The sequence below is a fragment of the Paracoccus sp. DMF genome, from assembly GCF_004407025.1.
GTDB classification, from domain to species: Bacteria; Pseudomonadota; Alphaproteobacteria; order Rhodobacterales; family Rhodobacteraceae; genus Paracoccus; species Paracoccus aminovorans_B.
Map to the genome: position 1 here is coordinate 114,264 of NZ_SOKV02000006.1, position 15,965 is coordinate 130,228.

Below are 15,965 nucleotides of genomic sequence, written 5' to 3' on the forward strand. Positions count from 1 at the left end.
GCATCCAATGACCCTGAGAAACGCATCGCTCACGGCTGTTGCGGCCCTGACGGTTGCCTTGGCAGGCGGGGCCGTGGCGCAGGACGCGACGACGGCGCCCGGCACCACCGCCCCCGCGGGCTCGAGCTACCAGACCACGCCGCAAGCCGCCCCAGCAGCCGAGGCGCCGGCCACCAGCACCGAAACCGCGACCGAGGCTCCGGCCGAAGCCGAGGCAGGCGCTGACGACCAGCCGGCGGCGGCCCCCGCCGCGGAGGCTCCGGCCGCCGAGGAACCGGCTGCTGAGGCACCGGCCGCGGAGGAACCGGCTGCTGAGGTTCCGGCTGCTGCTGAGGCGCCGGCCGAAGAGGCCGCGACCACCGAAGCTCCTGCTGCCGAGGAACCGGCTGCTGAAGAACCGGCTGCCGAGCAGCCCGCGGCCGAGGCTCCGGCCGAAGCCGCGCCAGCCGCGGCGGAACCGGCTGCCGAGCCCGCTGCGGAACCGGCTGCCGACCAAGCGGAAAGCACCGAGGCTGCGGCGCCCGAGACCGCCGAGCCTGCGGCCCCGGCCGAGGAACCCGCCCCCGCCGAAGCCGCGGCCGAGGCTGAGCCGGCCGCCGAAGCCGCACCGGCCGAGGAACCCGCGGCCGCCGAGGGCGAGGCTGCGGCCGAGCCCGCCGCCGCTCCGGCCGAAGAGGCCGCTGCCGCCCATGCCGCGCCGCATATCGAGGACATCTCGTTCAGCTTCGAGGGGCCCTTCGGCAAATACGACCAGTTCCAGCTGCAACGCGGCCTGCAGGTCTATACCGAGGTCTGCGCCGCCTGCCACGGCCTGACCTATGTGCCGCTGCGCACGCTTGCCGACGAGGGCGGCCCCGCCCTGCCCGAGGACCAGGTCCGCGCCTATGCCGCCACGCTGTCCATCATGGACGAGGAAACCGGAGAGGAGCGCCCGCGCATCCCGACCGACCACTTCCCGACCGTGCATGGCGATGGCATGGGCCCCGACCTGTCGCTGATGGCCAAGTCGCGGGCCGGGTTCCACGGCCCCTATGGCACCGGCATCAGCCAGCTGTTCAACGGCATCGGCGGGCCGGAATACATCCACGCCATCCTGACCGGCTTCAACGGCGAGGAAAAGGAAGAGGCGGGCAGCACCTTCTATCACAACGCTGCCTTCTCGACCGGCTGGATCAAGATGCCGCCGCCGCTTTCGGACGGCCAGGTCACCTATGAGGACGGCACCGAGGCGACCGTGGACCAGATGTCGCGCGACGTCTCGGCCTTCCTGATGTGGACCGCCGAGCCGAAGATGATGGACCGCAAGCAGGTCGGCTTCGTCTCGGTCCTGTTCCTGGTCGTGCTGTCGGTGCTGCTGTATCTGACCAACAAGAAGCTGTGGTGGCCGATCAAGCATCCTCGCAAGCCGGAATGACCGCCGCTCCATGAACAGCAGACGCGCCCCTCGGGGCGCGTCTTTCGTTTCCGGGATGGACAAGGCGCCGCGCCAGGGCTGAAATGCCGCGGTGCGCCGCCGGCGTTGCATGAGTATTTGGAAAACGGTGAACGAAGGGGGGCGGATGACGATCTATAATCTCGGCTCGATCAACATCGACCATGTCTATCGCCTGCCGGTTCTGCCCCGCGCCGGGGAAACCATGCATGCCCTGTCCTATGCCCAGGGCCTGGGCGGCAAGGGCGCGAACCAGTCGGTCGCCGCCGCCCGCGCCGGGACGCCGGTGGTGCATCTGGGCGCCTTGGGCACGGCCGAGGACTGGGTGATCGCACGCCTGGCCGCGGCCGGCGTCGATACCTCGGGCATCGTCCGGCTGGCCGATACCGCCACCGGCCATGCCATCATCCTGGTCGATGCCTCGGGCGAGAATTCCATCGTCCTGCATGGCGGCGCCAATATGGCCCTGCCCGCCGACCTGCCCGAGCGCGCGGCCTTCGGCCCTGGCGACCTGCTCCTGATGCAGAACGAGACCAGCCTTCAGGTCCAGACCGCCGCCCGCGCCCGGAGCGCCGGCACCCGGGTGATCTATTCCGCCGCCCCCTTCGAGATCGAGGCGCTTCGGGCGGTGCTGCCGCATGTCTCGATCCTGGCGGTGAACGCGATCGAGGCCCGCGACACGTTTGCCGCCTTCGGCGAGGATCTGCCCATCGAGGGGCTGCTGATCACCCGCGGCGCCGAGGGGGCCGAGTTCCGCGACCTGCAAGGCGGCCAGAGCTGGCACCAGCCGGCGTTTCGCGTCGCAGCGGTGGATACCACCGGCGCCGGCGACTGCTTTGCCGGCTGGTTCGCCGCCGGGCTGGCGCGGGGCGAGGATGCGCCGACCGCGCTGCGCCACGCCGCCGCCGCCGCCGCGGTGCAGGTCACGCGGGCCGGGGCAGGCGACGCCATGCCCGACCGCGCCGAGGTGATGGCCTTTCTGAAAGCGCAGGGCTGAGTGCTTGCCGCCGCCCCGTCGCATGCCTATCTGGAGCACATGAAAATTCCATTCGTGAACCGCCTCGTGAACCGCCCGGCCAGCGTCGCCGTGCTGCGCCTGCAGGGCGCCATCGGAGCTGCCGGTCGCGGCGGCCCCGGCCTGTCCGATGCGGCGCTGGCGCCGCTGCTGGAACGCGCCTTCAAGCGCAGGAAGCCGGTCGCGGTGGCGCTGGCGGTGAACTCGCCCGGCGGCTCGCCGGTGCAGTCCAGCCTGATCGGCGCCCGCATCCGCCGGCTGGCGCGGGAAAACGACGTGCCGGTGCATGCCTTCGTCGAGGATGTGGCGGCCTCGGGCGGCTATTGGCTGGCCTCGGCCGCCGATTTCATCTGGGCCGACCACAGTTCGATCCTGGGCTCGATCGGGGTGATCTCCTCGGGCTTCGGCTTTGCCGAGCTGATCCAGCGCCACGGGGTCGAGCGGCGCGTGCATACCGCCGGGCGCTCGAAGTCGATGCTGGACCCGTTCCGCCCCGAAACCCCCGAGGACGTGGCCCGGCTGGAACGCCTGCTGGGCCCGATCCACCAGGCCTTCAAGGAGCAGGTCGTCGCCCGCCGCGGCAGCCGGCTGGCCGAGGGCCGCGACCTGTTCACCGGCGAGATCTGGACCGGCCGCGAGGCGGTCGAGCTGGGCCTGGCCGACGGCATCGCCCATCTGTTGCCCAAGATGCGCGAACTTTACGGCGACAAGACCCGCTTCCTGACCTATGGCCAGCGCGTGCCGCTGCTGCGCCGCTTCGGCCTGTCCGCCGAGGCGCTGATCGGCGGCGTCGAGGAACGCGCCGCCTTTTCCCGCTTCGAGGTGCGCGGATGATCAAGACCGTCATCCTGTGCCTGCTGATCATCATCGCGCTGGCGCTGGTCGCCGGCCCGGGCGTGCGCCGGATCATCGCCAAGATCCTGGGGATTCCGCTGAAATGACCGCGCTGATCACCGGGGGGGCCCGCCGGCTGGGCAAGGCCATGGCGCTGTATCTGGCCGGGCGCGGCCACGACATCGCCGTGCATTGCCACGCATCCGTCGCCGAGGCCGAGGCCACCGCGGCCGAGATCCGCGCGCTTGGCGTCCGGGCCGAGATCCTGCAGGCCGATCTGCTGGACCCCGAGGCGACCGAATCGCTGGTGCCGCGCGCCACGGCGGCCTTGGGTCCGCTGACGGTGCTGGTCAACAATGCCTCGATCTTCGAATACGACAACCTGCAAAGCGCCAGCCGGCACAGCTGGGACCGGCACATGGGCTCGAACCTGCGGGCGCCCTTCCTGCTGACCCGGGCTTTCGCCGCCCAGGCGCCCGGGGCCGACCGCAGCGGCGACGAGCCGGTGGCGCGCGCGCTGGTGGTCAACATGATCGATCAGCGCGTGCTGAAGCCGACGCCGGAATTCATGACCTATTCGCTGGCCAAGGCGGGCCTGTGGTGGCTGACCCGCACCTCGGCCCAGGCCCTGGCGCCCGACATCCGCATCAATGCCATCGGCCCCGGCCCGACCGTGCAGGGCACCCGGCAATCCGACAGCCATTTCAGCCGCCAGCGCGCCGCCACCATCCTGGAACGCGGCGCCGGGCCGGGCGACGTCTGCGCCGCGCTGGGATTCTTCCTCGACTCGCCCTCGGTCACCGGCCAGCTGATCTGCACCGACGGCGGCCAGCATCTGGCCTGGCGCACGCCCGATGTCCTTGGGGTTGAATAGCGCCGGGCCGTGCCCTTGCGGCAAGTTGTCCACCTTTGGCCGGGCATTCACCTATCCTTCACGATTCTGGCAAGAGATTCAGGGGATTGGCGAAAGGAGAAAAAATATTTCGCGAAAACAAGGCGTTGCTTTGATGCCTGTTTTTTGTGCAGATCGAGGAATCTCCAACAAACGCTTGCGGATCGACCGCTGCTCCCAAGCTGATTCACAGAGTTATCCCCAGATTCCGTGGACAGGATTCTGCTTGAACTTCCACGCCGGAACTTGCAGCGCCACTCCAGAATCATTTCGTTAACAGCATGACCGATTCCACCCCAGACAAGCGGCCCGCCAAGACCGGCCACGCGCTGATCCAGGACTATCTGAAGACGCTCGACGGCTCGCCGGGGGTCTATCGCATGCTGGATGGCCAGGGGGCGGTGCTCTACGTCGGCAAGGCGCGCAACCTGCGGGCGCGGGTGTCGAACTATGCCCGCCCGGTCGGCCATTCGGGGCGCATCGCCCGGATGATCCGCGAAACCTGCTCGATGATGTTCCTGACCACGCGCACCGAAACCGAGGCGCTGCTCTTGGAGCAGAACCTCATCAAGCAGCTGAAGCCGCGCTACAACGTGCTGCTGCGCGACGACAAGTCCTTCCCGAACATCCTGGTCGCCAAGGCGCATCCCTTTGCCCAGATCAAGAAGCATCGCGGCGCCAAGTCGGAAAAGGGCGACTATTACGGCCCCTTCGCCAGCGCGGGCGCGGTGAACCGGACGCTGAACCAGTTGCAGCGGGTGTTCCTGCTGCGCAGCTGCACCGACGCGACATTCAGCAGCCGCACCCGGCCCTGCCTGCTCTATCAGATCAAGCGCTGCTCGGCGCCCTGCGTCGGCCGCATCGAACAGGCGGATTACGCCGCGCTGGTGCTGGATGCCGAACGCTTCCTGCAAGGCAAGTCCACCGCCGTGCAGGCCAACCTGGCGCGCGAGATGGCCGAGGCGGCCGAGGCGATGGAATACGAACGCGCCGCCGCGCTGCGCGACCGCATCAAGGCGCTGACCGCGGTGCAATCGGTGCAGGCGATCAACCCGCGCGGCGTGCCCGAGGCCGACGTGATCGCGCTGCATATGGAGGGCGGCCAGGCCTGCGTGCAGGTCTTCTTCATCCGCGGCAACCAGAGCTGGGGCAACCGCGACTTCTACCCCCGGCTCAACGGCGTCGAATCCGCCGACGAGGTGATGCAGGCCTTCATCGCGCAATTCTACGACGGCAAGGTGCCGCCGCGCATGGTCCTGCTGTCGCATGGCATCGAGGACCCCGACCTGATGGCCGAGATCCTGACCGCAAAGGCCGGCCGCAAGGTGGTGCTGGGCGTGCCCCAGCGCGGCGAAAAGGCAGAGCTGGTGGAGAACGCCCTGCGCAACGCGCGCGAGAGCCTGGCCCGCCGCATGTCGGAAAGCGCGGCCCAGGCACGGCTGCTCGAGGGTCTGGCCGAGGCCTTCGACCTGCCCGCCGTGCCGCAGCGCATCGAGGTCTATGACAACAGCCACATCCAGGGCACCAATGCCGTCGGCGGCATGGTCGTCGCCGGCCCCGAGGGCTGGATCAAGAGCCAGTATCGCAAGTTCAACATCAAGGGCACCGAGATCACCCCCGGCGACGATTTCGGCATGATGAAAGAGGTTCTGACCCGGCGCTTCTCGCGCCTGCTGAAGGAAGATCCCGACCGCCAGACCGACGCCTGGCCCGATCTGCTGCTGATCGACGGCGGCGCCGGGCAGGTCTCGGCGGTGCATCAGATCATGGCGAACATGGGGGTCGAGGACATCCCGATGGTCGGGGTCGCCAAGGGCCTCGACCGCGACCACGGCAAGGAGGAATTCCACCGCTTCGGCCAGCGCCCCTTCGCTCTGCGCATGAACGATCCGGTGCTGTATTTCGTCCAGCGCCTGCGCGACGAGGCGCATCGCTGGGCCATCGGCACGCATCGCGCCAAGCGCGCCAAGGCGGTGATGGCGAATCCGCTGGACGAGATCGCCGGCGTCGGCGCCAGCCGCAAGCGCGCCCTGCTCCAGCATTTCGGCAGCGCCAAGGCGGTCAGCCGCGCCGGCCTCGCCGACCTGGTCGCGGTCGAGGGCATCAGCGAATCGCTGGCGCAGAAGATCGTGGATCACTTCCAGAAGGGCTAGTGCATGACGGTGGTGTTGGGAATCGACGCCGCCTGGACGGCCCATAACCCCAGCGGTCTGGCCTTGGCCACGCAAGACCAAGGGAAGTGATCCCTGCACTCCGTCTGGCCCAGCTACGCCGATTTCCTGGACGCACCGATGCCAAGCGCCGCCGATCTGCCGGACAGGGTGGCAAGCCTTTGCGGCCGGTATCCCGATCTTATCGCGGTGGACATGCCGCTGTCGGACCTGCCGATCACCGCGCGCCGCGCAGCGGACCGCGAGGTGAGTCGCGCCTATGGCGGACGGGCTGCCGCCACGCATTCGCCCTCGGCATTGCGGCCTGGACCGATCGCCGACCGGATGCGGCAGGAGCTCGGCAGCAGGGGCTATGAGCTGCGGCATTCGGCCCGCCCCGACGGACGGCTGGCCGAGGTCTATCCCCACCCCGCATTGATCGAACTGCTGCAGGCACCCAGAAGGCTGCCTTACAAAATCCAGCGCGCGGGAAAATACTGGCCCGATCTTTCGCCTTCGGCTCGGCGGGCGAACCTGCGCATCGAATGGACCCGCATCCTGAAAACCTTGGAGACTCTGCTGCCCGGCACGCGGAATGCCTTGGCGATGCCGCCGACCGATGCCAGCCTTGCATCGCTGAAATCCTTCGAGGATCAGCTGGATGCCATCATATGCGCGGCTGTTGCGGTCGAGATCATCGAAGGGCGCGCCACGTCATACGGCGACGCGACGGCTGCGGTATGGATACCGACGCCGCGTTCGTGTGCAGACATCTCGCTGTAATCGGGGCGGCCCCGGGCCTCAGTCCCGGTTGCGCGAGGTCTCGGCCGCGACGGCGAAATGCCGCATCAGCTGCGCCGCCAGGTCCGGGGCGATGCCGCGCTGCGCGATGGCCTTTTCCATGCAGGCCAGCCACAGGTCGCGCATCTCGGGGCCGATGGGGACATGCTCGTGGATCTCGCGCAGGCGGGAATGGCCGTGGCGCATGACGTAATGCTGCGGCCCGCCGAAAAAGCCGCAGAGGTAATTGAACTGCTCGGCCCGCGAATGCGCGACGCCCGAGCCTTGCAGGTGCAGCTGGTGCAGCGGCTGCGCCGCCTCGTCCTGCTCGATGATGTCGTAAAACAGCTCGACCAGCGCGCGCACGCCCTCCTCGCCGCCCAGGCGGGCGAACAGCGAATCTTTCTTTTGTCCGGCAAAATACATGGGGCCCTCCGCAAGCCACGGCCGCAGCCTAGCAGGAAAATGACCGATTCGCGGCAGAAAATGTGCTTTTCGGGAAAGAATTATTCCCGGATAGAAAACAGGCGCGCGCGGGCCGCCGCGTCTGGCCCCTTCCCCCCGGCCGCACAAGCGCCTAGATTGCAGGCCATGCGCTGGACCTTGCCCAATATCCTGACCGTTCTGCGACTTGCGGCCGCGCCGCTGGTGCCGCTGATGTTCTTTTTCCTCAGCCGGCCCTTCGCGGATTTCGCGGCGCTGGCGCTGTTCCTGGTCGCCGCGGTCACCGACTGGTTCGACGGCTATCTGGCGCGCGCCTGGGGCCAGGAAAGCCGCTTCGGCGCCGCCATGGACCCGATCGCCGACAAGGCCATGGTCATCATCGCCGTGGTGGTCATCACCGGCTATTCCGGGATGAACCCCTGGCTGATCCTGCCCTCGACCGTGATCCTGTTCCGCGAGGTCTTCGTGTCGGGCCTGCGCGAATTCCTGGGCGACCAGTCGCGGATGCTGAAGGTCACCCGGCTGGCGAAATGGAAGACCACGGCGCAGATGGTCGCCATCGCCGTGCTGTTCCTGGGCACCGGGCTGAACTATTACGAGACCGGCCACCCGCCCCTGGTGGGCGAGACCAGCCTGCCCTGGTCCGACAGCTGGTCGGACCTGGCGACGCAGGCCGGCCTCCTGCTGTTCTGGATCGCCGCCGTGCTGACCGCGATCACCGGCTGGGATTATTTCGACAAGGCTCGGCCCTTCCTGAGGGATTCCGATGGCCGTTGACGTGCTCTATTTCGCCTGGCTGCGCGAACGCATCGGCCAGCCGCGCGAGCGGATCGAGACCCGGGCCGCGACCGTGCGCGATCTGGTGGCCGAGCTGGTGGCGCTGGACGAATGGCATGCCGCCGCGCTGTCGGACCTGGCGGCGGTGCGCGTCGCGCTGGACCAGGAACTGGCCGATCTCGACGCGCCGCTGGCCGGCGTGCGCGAGGTGGCCTTCTTCCCGCCGATGACCGGAGGCTGAGATGTCCGCCCGGGTGCAAAGCGAGCCCTTCGACCTCGGCGCCGAACTCTCGGGCTTCGGCGCTGGCGCCGGCGCCATCGTGACCTTCTCGGGCCTGGTGCGCGACGAGGGCGGCCGGCTGGTCGCGCTGGAAATCGAGCATTACCCCGGCATGACCGAAAAGACGCTGGCCGCCTATGGCGCCGAGGCAGCGCAGCGTTTCGGCCTGTCGGACTGGCGCGTGATCCACCGCCATGGCCGGCTGGCGGTGGGCGAGCCGATCATGATGGTCGCGACCGCCGCCCGCCACCGCCAGGCCGCCTTCGCGGCGGCGGAATACCTGATGGACTGGCTGAAGTCGCGCGCCCCGTTCTGGAAGCGCGAAATCGGCCCCGACGGTGCCGGCGCCTGGGTTGAGGCCCGGTCCGAGGACGAGGACGCGCTGTCGCGGTGGTGACGCGCACGTTGCAATCCGGGGCCCGGACAAGCATATAGTCCCCGCAGATGGACCGGATCACAGTGCGGAGCCCTGAATGACCTATCTCGAGTTCGAAAAGCCCCTCGCCGACCTGGAAGGCAAGGCCGAGGAGTTGCGGGTGCTGGCCCGCAAGGGCGAAGGCGTCGATCTCGAGAAAGAGGCCGCGGCGCTCGACAAGAAGGCCGGCGACATGCTGCGCGACCTCTATCGCCAGCTCGATCCCTGGCGCAAGACCCAGGTCGCCCGCCACCCCGAACGCCCGCATTGCCGCGACTATGTCGAGGCGCTCTTCACCGAATACACGCCCCTGGCCGGCGACCGCGCCTTTGGCGAGGATCACGCCGTCATGGGCGGCCTGGCGCGGTTCCGCGACGCGCCCTGCGTGGTGATCGGCCATGAAAAGGGCAATGACACCAAGTCGCGCATCACCCACAATTTCGGCATGGCCCGGCCCGAGGGCTATCGCAAGGCGATCCGGCTGATGGACATGGCCGACCGCTTCCGCCTGCCGGTGATCACGCTGGTCGATACGCCCGGCGCCTATCCCGGCAAGGGCGCCGAGGAACGCGGCCAGTCCGAGGCCATCGCCCGCTCGACCCAGAAATGCCTGCAGATCGGCGTGCCGCTGGTCTCGGTCATCATCGGCGAGGGCGGATCGGGCGGCGCCGTGGCCTTCGCCACCGCTAACCGCATCGCCATGCTGGAGCATTCGATCTATTCGGTGATCTCGCCCGAGGGCTGCGCCTCGATCCTGTGGAAGGATGCCGAGAAGATGCGCGAGGCCGCCACGGCGCTGAAGCTGACGGCGCAGGACCTGAAGAAACTGGGCGTGATCGACCAGATCATCGCCGAGCCGCTGGGCGGCGCCCAGCGCGCGTCCCAGGACGCCATGGCCGCGGTGGGCGATGCCATCGCCGCCATGCTGGCCGAGCTCGACGGCAAGAAGCCGGCCGAACTGGTCAAGGACCGGCGGCAGAAGTTCCTGCACATGGGCTCCAAGGCGCTGGCCTGACCCCGCCGCCCGGGCCGCGGGAGTATTTGAAGAACGGTGAAAGCCCGGGCGATCCGCGCGTCCGGGCACTGTCCTGCAGCTTTCTCTGTTTCCGAAATACCCCGCCGACCGCTCTCATGCGCGCGGCCGTTTGGGTATTTGAGGAACGAAGAAGCCATGGCCTCTCGCCCCTGGGCGCCGCCCCGGGGCCTGCTTTTTTCAGTTTTTCAAATACCCGGCCGGCCGCGGTCGGGGGCGCGGCCGGTGCCGGTTGACCCCGGATCAGCCGCGGGCGGCGCGGATCGACTCCTCGATGATGTCCAGCGCCTCGTCGAAGACCGCGTCGGGGATGGTCAGCGGCGCCAGGAAGCGGATCACGTTGCCGTAGACGCCGCAGGTCAGGAGGATCAGGTTGCGCTTCAGCGCCTCCTCGCGCACCCGGTTGGTCAGCTCGGGGTTGGGCTTGTCGCTGCCGGCGATGTTGAACTCGACCGCGTTCATGAAGCCGGGGCCGCGAATGTCGACGATCTCGGGCACCGCCTCGGCAAGGCCGGCCAGGCGCTGCTTCAGCCGCTGGCCGAGCCGGGTGGCGCGGTCGCAAAGCTGCTCCTCCTCGATCACGTCCAGCACGGCATGGGCGGCCGCGACGGCCAGCGGGTTGCCGGCATAGGTGCCGCCCAGGCCGCCGGGCTGCGGGCTGTCCATCACCTCGGCCCGGCCGGTGACGGCGCTGATCGGCAAGCCCCCGCCCAGACCCTTGGCCATGGTGGTGAGGTCGGCCGCGACGCCGTGGTGCTCCATGGCGAACAGCTTGCCGGTGCGGGCGAAGCCGGTCTGCACCTCGTCCGCGATCAGGAGGATCGAATACTGGTCGCAGATCTGGCGCAGGCGCTGGATGAAGCCGGCGGGCGCCTCGTAGAAGCCGCCCTCGCCCTGCACCGGCTCGATGATGATCGCCGCGACCCGCGCCGGGTCGATGTCGGATTTGAACAGCCGGTCCAGCGCCGCCAGCGCGTCCTCGGCCGTCACGCCATGGGTGGTGTTCGGGAAAGGCAGGTGCCAGATGTCGTTCATCATCGGCCCGAAGCCGGCCTTGTAGGGCTGGACCTTGCCGGTCAGCGACATGCCGAGGAAGGTGCGGCCGTGGAAGCCGCCGGAAAAGGCGATCACCCCGGCGCGGCCGGTATGGTGGCGGGCGATCTTGATGGCGTTTTCCACCGCCTCGGCGCCGGTGGTGTAGAAGGCGGTCTTCTTCGGCCCCTTGCCCGGCACCGCGGCGTTCAGCCGCTCGGCCAGGGCGACGTAATTCTCGTAGGGCACGACCTGGTGGCAGGTATGGGTGAAGCGGTCGAGTTGCTCCTTGACCGCCGCGATCACCTTCGGGTGGCGGTGGCCGGTGTTGACGACCGCGATGCCGGCGGCGAAATCGATGTAGCGATTGCCGTCCTTGTCCCAGATCTCGGCGTTTTCGGCGCGCTCGGCATAGACCTGCGTGGTCATGCCGACGCCGCGCGAGATGGCGGCGTTCTTGCGGTCGGTCAGGCTGGTCATCGGCGCCTCCTCGGATGCGATTCGGGGGTGATGCTATACGCGGCTCGGGGATCCGAACAGGGCCGCTTGCGCGCGCCCATGCGATGCTTCAGGCTGCGGCCATGTTCCCGATCCGCGACCACAACCCCTCCGAGCGCACGCCCCATGTCACCTATGGGCTGATCGTCCTGAACCTTGCGCTGTTCCTGCTGACCATGCCCTGGGCCGGCGGCCAGGTCGGGCTCTGGGACCGGCTGGCGCTGTATCCGGTCGCGATCACGCATGGCGCATGGCTGTGGGGGCTGGTGACGCATATGTTCCTGCATGCCGGCATCATGCATATCGCCGGCAACATGCTGTTCCTGTGGGTCTTCGGCGACAATCTCGAGGACCAGATGGGCCCCTTGGGCTTCTTGGGCTTCTACCTGACCTGCGGGCTGGCGGCGGCCGGCGGCCAGATCGTCGCCGACCCCGGCAGCGGCGTGCCCATGGTCGGGGCCTCGGGCGCCATCGCCGGGGTGATGGGGGGCTATCTTCTGATGTTCCCGCGCGCCCGGGTCGATGTCATCGCCATCATCATCGTCATCATCCGCCGCTTCACCATCCCGGCCTGGGTGCTGCTTCTGGCCTGGTTCGGCATCCAGCTGGTCTCGGGCGCCATCGGGGCCGAGGACGGCGTCGCCTATGTCGCCCATGCCGCCGGCTTCCTCGCCGGCATCGTGCTGGCGCTGCCGCTGTTCCTGCGCCGCGGCGGCCCCGCCTTCTGGCGCCGCACCCACGGCCGGCCGCCGCATGCGGCGCTGGCGTTTCCGCCCTCGCGCATCCCGCAGGTGCGCCGCTAGAGCCGGCCCCGGCTCATGTGGCGCTTGCCGGCAAAGCCCGGCGCGCGGCTGACCGCGAAGCCCGCCGCCGCCAGCGCCCGGCGCACATGGCCGGCGGCGGTATAGGTCGCGAATGTGCCGCCCGGCGCGGTATGACGGGCGACCTCGGCCATCAGCGGCTCGCCCCAAAGCTCGGGGTTCTTCGCCGGCGAAAAGCCGTCGAGGAACCAGGCATCCGCTCGGCCTTGCCACGCGGGCAGCGCGGCGCGCGCATCGCCGACGATGATCTCGGCACTGACGGGGCCGACCTGGAAACGCCGGACGGGCCAGCCGGCGCGCAGGGCCTCGGCCAGCGGCGCCAGTTCGGGAAAGGCGGCATGGGCGCGGGCCAGTTCCTCCAGCGCCATCGGGAAGGCCTCGAAACTGGTGAAGCGGACCGGGACCGTCGCCACCTGCGCCAGCGCCAGCAGGTTCAGCCCGGTGCCGAAGCCCAGCTCGGCGACGTGAAAGCCGGGCACCAGCCGCGCCGGCAGGTCGTTTCCGGCCAGAAAGACATGCCGGGTTTCCTCGAGCCCGCCGTTCAGGCTGAAATACGGGTCGTCGAATCGGGTCGAGACCGGGATGCCGCCCTCGCGCCATGCCAGCGCCGCGCTCTGGTCGGGATCGCTCATTCGCGCTAACTCCTGTTTTCCGGCAGATGCGGCAAGGGGCGGCGGGATGGCAAGCGAAATCACGGTGGCGGGCGCGGGGATCTATGGCCTCGCCTGCGCATGGGAGCTGGCGCGGCGCGGCCGGCCGGTGCGCGTGGTCGAGATCGCGCGCATCGGCGCCGGCGCCTCGGGCGGCACGGTGGGCGCGCTGGCCCCGCACGCGCCGGAAAACTGGAACGACAAGAAGCAGGTGCAGCTGGACGCGCTGGTCGGCGCCGAGGCCTGGTGGGCCGAGGTGGCCCGGGCCGGCGGCGTGGATCCCGGCTATGCCCGCACCGGCCGCATCCAGCCCGTGCTGCCGGGGACCGAGGCGCGCATGGCCGAGCGCATCGCCGCTGCCCGCCGCCATTGGCCCGCCTGGGCGACGATGCAGATCACCGACGCGCCGCAGGGCCCGCTGGTGCCGCCGTCCGAGACCGGGCTGTGGCTGGTCGACCGGCTGACGGCGCGCATCAGCCCTCGCCGAGCCGGGGCGGCGCTGGCCGCCGCGATCCGCGCGCGCGGCGGCATCATCGAGGAAGGCGCCAGCACAAAGGGCCCGGCGATCTGGGCCACCGGCTGGACCGGGCTGGCGCCCTTCGGCGGCGGCGGCGTCAAGGGCCAGTCGGCGCTGCTGGACTTCGCCGCCCCCGAGGCGCCGCAGGTCTTTGCCGAGGGGCTGCATATCGTGCCGCATGCCGACGGGACGGTGGCGGTCGGCTCGACCTCGGAACGCGACGTGACCGACCTTGGCACCGATGCGCAGCTTCAGGCGCTGATCGACAAGGCCCGCGCGCTGTGCCCGGCGCTGGCCGATGCGCCGGTCGTGGACCGCTGGGCCGGCATCCGGCCGCGCGCGCTGTCCCGGGCGCCGCTCTTGGGACCATGGCCCGGCCGGCCGGGGCATTACGTCGCCAATGGCGGGTTCAAGATCGGCATCGCCATGGCGCCGGCCTGCGCGGCGATGCTGGCGGACCTGATCCTCGACGGGCAGGACCGCATACCCGAGGGGTTCAGGGTGCCGGGCTGACGCCGATCACCAGCGGATGCAGGTGATAGAGCGCAATCCAGACCAGCGGCACCGCCGCCAGCCGCCACCAGGCCAGCCGCCAGACCAGCAACCGCCGCATCATCACCAGCCCCAGCAGGGCATAACCCAGCAGCAGGCCGAACAGGATCACATGCGCCAGGTCGCCATTGGCCAGCAGATGCGCCGTCGCCCACAGCGCAAACGCCAGCATCAGCCCGCCCATGCCGCCGACCAGCGCCGCCAGCACCGCGACCGGCATGGCGATGTTCACCAGCCAGCGCGTCCAGGGCCACTGCGGCCAGATCTCGACAAAGGGCGCCCGCCCCGCCGCCACGATCAGCCAGTAAAGCAGCCCCAGCGACAGCAGGCTGTAGCCGATGACATAGGCCCGCTTGCCGAAGCGCGCGACCAAGGGCCCGCGCAGCCGCGCCGGGATGACATGCGAGCCCAGAAAAGCGGCCAGCGCCAGGGCGAATTCCAACCATTCCATGCCCCGAGCCTAGCCCCGGCGCCAGGGCCCCGCAATCCGCATTGACCCGGCCCCCGCCTGCGGCATGATGGCGCAAAAAGGATCCCGCCCATGACCCGCCTTCAGACCGCTTTCGACGCCATCGACCAGGCCAATGCCGCCGACCCGCATCTTCAGGACGGCGAGCCCCGCGAACTCCTCTATGGCCAGCGCATGACGGCCGAGCAACGGGCGCTCTACCCCGATGCCTCCGAGCCGCTGCAGATCGCCTGCCGCGGCCAGCATGTCGAACGCTGGCTCCTGCCGCGCGACGCCTATCCGATGGACCGGCCCGGCTACCTGGCCTGGCGCACCGAACAGGGCCGGCGCCACGCCGCCCGCGTGGCCGGGATCATGCAGGCGGCGGGCTACGACGATGACGCCATCGCCCATGCCGAGAAGATGCTGACGAAACAGGGCATCAAGCGCGACCCCGAGGTGCAGGCGCTCGAGGACGTGGCCTGCTTCACCTTCATCCGCTGGTATCTCGGCCCCTTCGCCGAAACCCGCGACGCCGAGGAATTGCAGCGCATCGTCGAAAAGACCGCGCGCAAGATGTCGCCGCAGGCGCGCAGCATCGCGCTGACCGAATTCGCCATCCCCGAACCCTTCGCCGCGGCCTTCCGTGCCTAGGGCGCTCATCGTCGCCCACGGCCAGCCCGGCGACCCCGCCCCGCAGCAAGCCGCCATCGAGGCGCTGGCCGCCCGCATCCCGCTGCCCGGGGTGACCATCCGGGGCGCCACGCTCGCCATGCCCGGCGCGCTGGACGGTGCCGATGACGCCATGCTGGTCTATCCGCTGTTCATGGCGGCGGGCTGGTTCACGCGCAGCGAACTGCCGCGCCGCCTGGCCCTGGCCGGCGCCCCCAAGGCCCGCATCCTGCCGCCCTTCGGCGCCGATCCCGGCCTGCCCGCGCTCGCCCGCCGCCTGCTCTCACAAGCCGCCGCCGCGCAGGGCTGGGCCTTGGACGAAACACACGTCCTGCTCGCCGCCCATGGCTCCGGCCGCTCGCGCGCCCCGGCCGAGGCGGCGCGCAAGATGGCCGCGGACCTCGCGCCCCTGACCGTCACCTGCGGCTTCATCGAGGAACCGCCCCGACTCGCCGAGGCCGCCCGCGCCCTGCCCGCGCGCACGCTCTGCCTGCCGCTCTTCGCCACCAGCGCCGGGCACGTCACCGACGACCTGCCCCAGGCGCTGGCCGAGGCCGGCTTCCGCGGCATCACCCTGCCCCCCATCGGCCTCGCCCCCGAAGTGCCGGCGATGATCGCCGCCAGCATCAGGGCCGCCCTTACCGAGCGGCCCTGAGCTTCTTTGCTCCGCAAATACCCACGGCAACCGCGCCACCGCCACCGCACCAGGCCTTGGGAAAACCG

Annotated in this window: 18 protein-coding genes; 14 read left to right on the forward strand and 4 right to left on the reverse strand. The window is 69.7% G+C overall.

From position 1 onward, the window contains the following. Positions 1–7: 7 nt before the first annotated feature. The 6 genes from E3D03_RS21310 (at position 8) to E3D03_RS05410 (ending at position 7,106) form a co-directional block, all read left to right on the forward strand. Entirely contained in the window at positions 8–1,414 is a 1,407-nt protein-coding gene (locus E3D03_RS21310; RefSeq protein WP_318013704.1) for a cytochrome c1, read from the forward strand. 145 nt (positions 1,415–1,559) lie between these two features. Continuing rightward, on the forward strand, positions 1,560–2,429 hold the full coding sequence (locus tag E3D03_RS05390) for a ribokinase (RefSeq protein WP_263566121.1): 870 nt from the start codon (positions 1,560–1,562) through the stop codon (positions 2,427–2,429). Between the two features lie 39 nt (positions 2,430–2,468). Further along, complete coding sequence (locus tag E3D03_RS05395) at positions 2,469–3,281, forward strand: S49 family peptidase (RefSeq protein ID WP_263566122.1); 813 nt, start codon at positions 2,469–2,471, stop codon at positions 3,279–3,281. 103 nt (positions 3,282–3,384) lie between these two features. Then, complete coding sequence (locus E3D03_RS05400; protein WP_263566123.1) at positions 3,385–4,155, forward strand: SDR family oxidoreductase; 771 nt, start codon at positions 3,385–3,387, stop codon at positions 4,153–4,155. Between the two features lie 299 nt (positions 4,156–4,454). Continuing rightward, a complete protein-coding gene (uvrC, locus tag E3D03_RS05405; RefSeq protein WP_263566124.1) occupies positions 4,455–6,326 on the forward strand; it encodes an excinuclease ABC subunit UvrC in 1,872 nt (623 codons plus the stop codon). A gap of 138 nt (positions 6,327–6,464) precedes the next feature. After that, a complete protein-coding gene (locus tag E3D03_RS05410) occupies positions 6,465–7,106 on the forward strand; it encodes a DUF429 domain-containing protein (RefSeq protein ID WP_263566125.1) in 642 nt (213 codons plus the stop codon). A gap of 18 nt (positions 7,107–7,124) precedes the next feature. Here E3D03_RS05410 and E3D03_RS05415 read toward each other — a convergent pair whose 3' ends face one another. Beyond that, a complete protein-coding gene (locus E3D03_RS05415) occupies positions 7,125–7,529 on the reverse strand; it encodes a group II truncated hemoglobin (protein WP_062561824.1) in 405 nt (134 codons plus the stop codon). Between the two features lie 165 nt (positions 7,530–7,694). On the opposite strand from E3D03_RS05415, the gene pgsA reads away from it, so the two are divergent. The 4 genes from pgsA to E3D03_RS05435 all read left to right on the forward strand — a co-directional run bounded on the left by pgsA (position 7,695) and on the right by E3D03_RS05435 (position 10,034). Continuing rightward, positions 7,695–8,324, forward strand: coding sequence for a CDP-diacylglycerol--glycerol-3-phosphate 3-phosphatidyltransferase (gene pgsA / locus E3D03_RS05420; RefSeq protein ID WP_062562309.1), 630 nt, complete (start codon positions 7,695–7,697; stop codon positions 8,322–8,324). Continuing rightward, positions 8,314–8,565, forward strand: a complete 252-nt coding sequence (gene moaD / locus E3D03_RS05425; protein ID WP_062561823.1) for a molybdopterin converting factor subunit 1 — start codon at positions 8,314–8,316, stop codon at positions 8,563–8,565. The genes pgsA and moaD overlap by 11 nt, the downstream gene beginning before the upstream one ends. 1 nt (position 8,566) lies before the next feature. Next, positions 8,567–9,001, forward strand: a complete 435-nt coding sequence (locus E3D03_RS05430) for a molybdenum cofactor biosynthesis protein MoaE (protein ID WP_263566126.1) — start codon at positions 8,567–8,569, stop codon at positions 8,999–9,001. A gap of 76 nt (positions 9,002–9,077) precedes the next feature. Next, positions 9,078–10,034 (forward strand): acetyl-CoA carboxylase carboxyltransferase subunit alpha, encoded by a 957-nt coding sequence (locus E3D03_RS05435; protein WP_263566127.1) that lies wholly within the window; start codon positions 9,078–9,080, stop codon positions 10,032–10,034. A 261-nt stretch (positions 10,035–10,295) separates the two neighbouring features. Here the strand turns inward: E3D03_RS05435 and E3D03_RS05440 are convergent, their stop codons facing one another. After that, a complete protein-coding gene (locus E3D03_RS05440) occupies positions 10,296–11,564 on the reverse strand; it encodes a 4-aminobutyrate--2-oxoglutarate transaminase (protein WP_062561820.1) in 1,269 nt (422 codons plus the stop codon). Positions 11,565–11,665: 101 nt separating this feature from the next. Between E3D03_RS05440 and E3D03_RS05445 the strand changes: the two genes are divergently transcribed. Next, on the forward strand, positions 11,666–12,385 hold the full coding sequence (locus tag E3D03_RS05445; RefSeq protein WP_062562308.1) for a rhomboid family intramembrane serine protease: 720 nt from the start codon (positions 11,666–11,668) through the stop codon (positions 12,383–12,385). Here E3D03_RS05445 and mnmD read toward each other — a convergent pair. After that, positions 12,382–13,035, reverse strand: a complete 654-nt coding sequence (gene mnmD, locus E3D03_RS05450) for a tRNA (5-methylaminomethyl-2-thiouridine)(34)-methyltransferase MnmD (RefSeq protein WP_263566128.1) — start codon at positions 13,033–13,035, stop codon at positions 12,382–12,384. The genes E3D03_RS05445 and mnmD overlap by 4 nt on opposite strands. A 46-nt stretch (positions 13,036–13,081) precedes the next feature. Here mnmD and E3D03_RS05455 point away from each other — a divergent pair, with 46 nt between their 5' ends. Beyond that, the gene (locus E3D03_RS05455) at positions 13,082–14,083 is read left to right on the forward strand and encodes an NAD(P)/FAD-dependent oxidoreductase (protein ID WP_263566129.1); all 1,002 of its coding nucleotides are present in this window, start codon (positions 13,082–13,084) and stop codon (positions 14,081–14,083) included. Here E3D03_RS05455 and E3D03_RS05460 read toward each other — a convergent pair. Beyond that, the gene (locus E3D03_RS05460) at positions 14,067–14,573 is read right to left on the reverse strand and encodes an NnrU family protein (RefSeq protein WP_263566130.1); all 507 of its coding nucleotides are present in this window, start codon (positions 14,571–14,573) and stop codon (positions 14,067–14,069) included. The two genes, E3D03_RS05455 and E3D03_RS05460, sit on opposite strands and share 17 nt — an antisense overlap. Positions 14,574–14,663: 90 nt before the next feature. Here E3D03_RS05460 and E3D03_RS05465 point away from each other — a divergent pair, with 90 nt between their 5' ends. Beyond that, positions 14,664–15,224, forward strand: a complete 561-nt coding sequence (locus E3D03_RS05465) for a DUF4202 domain-containing protein (protein ID WP_263566131.1) — start codon at positions 14,664–14,666, stop codon at positions 15,222–15,224. Next, positions 15,217–15,897 carry a sirohydrochlorin chelatase gene (locus tag E3D03_RS05470; RefSeq protein WP_263566132.1) on the forward strand — a complete coding sequence of 227 codons (681 nt, stop codon included), beginning with the start codon at positions 15,217–15,219 and terminating at the stop codon, positions 15,895–15,897. The genes E3D03_RS05465 and E3D03_RS05470 overlap by 8 nt, the downstream gene beginning before the upstream one ends. The last annotated feature ends 68 nt before the right edge of the window (positions 15,898–15,965 follow it).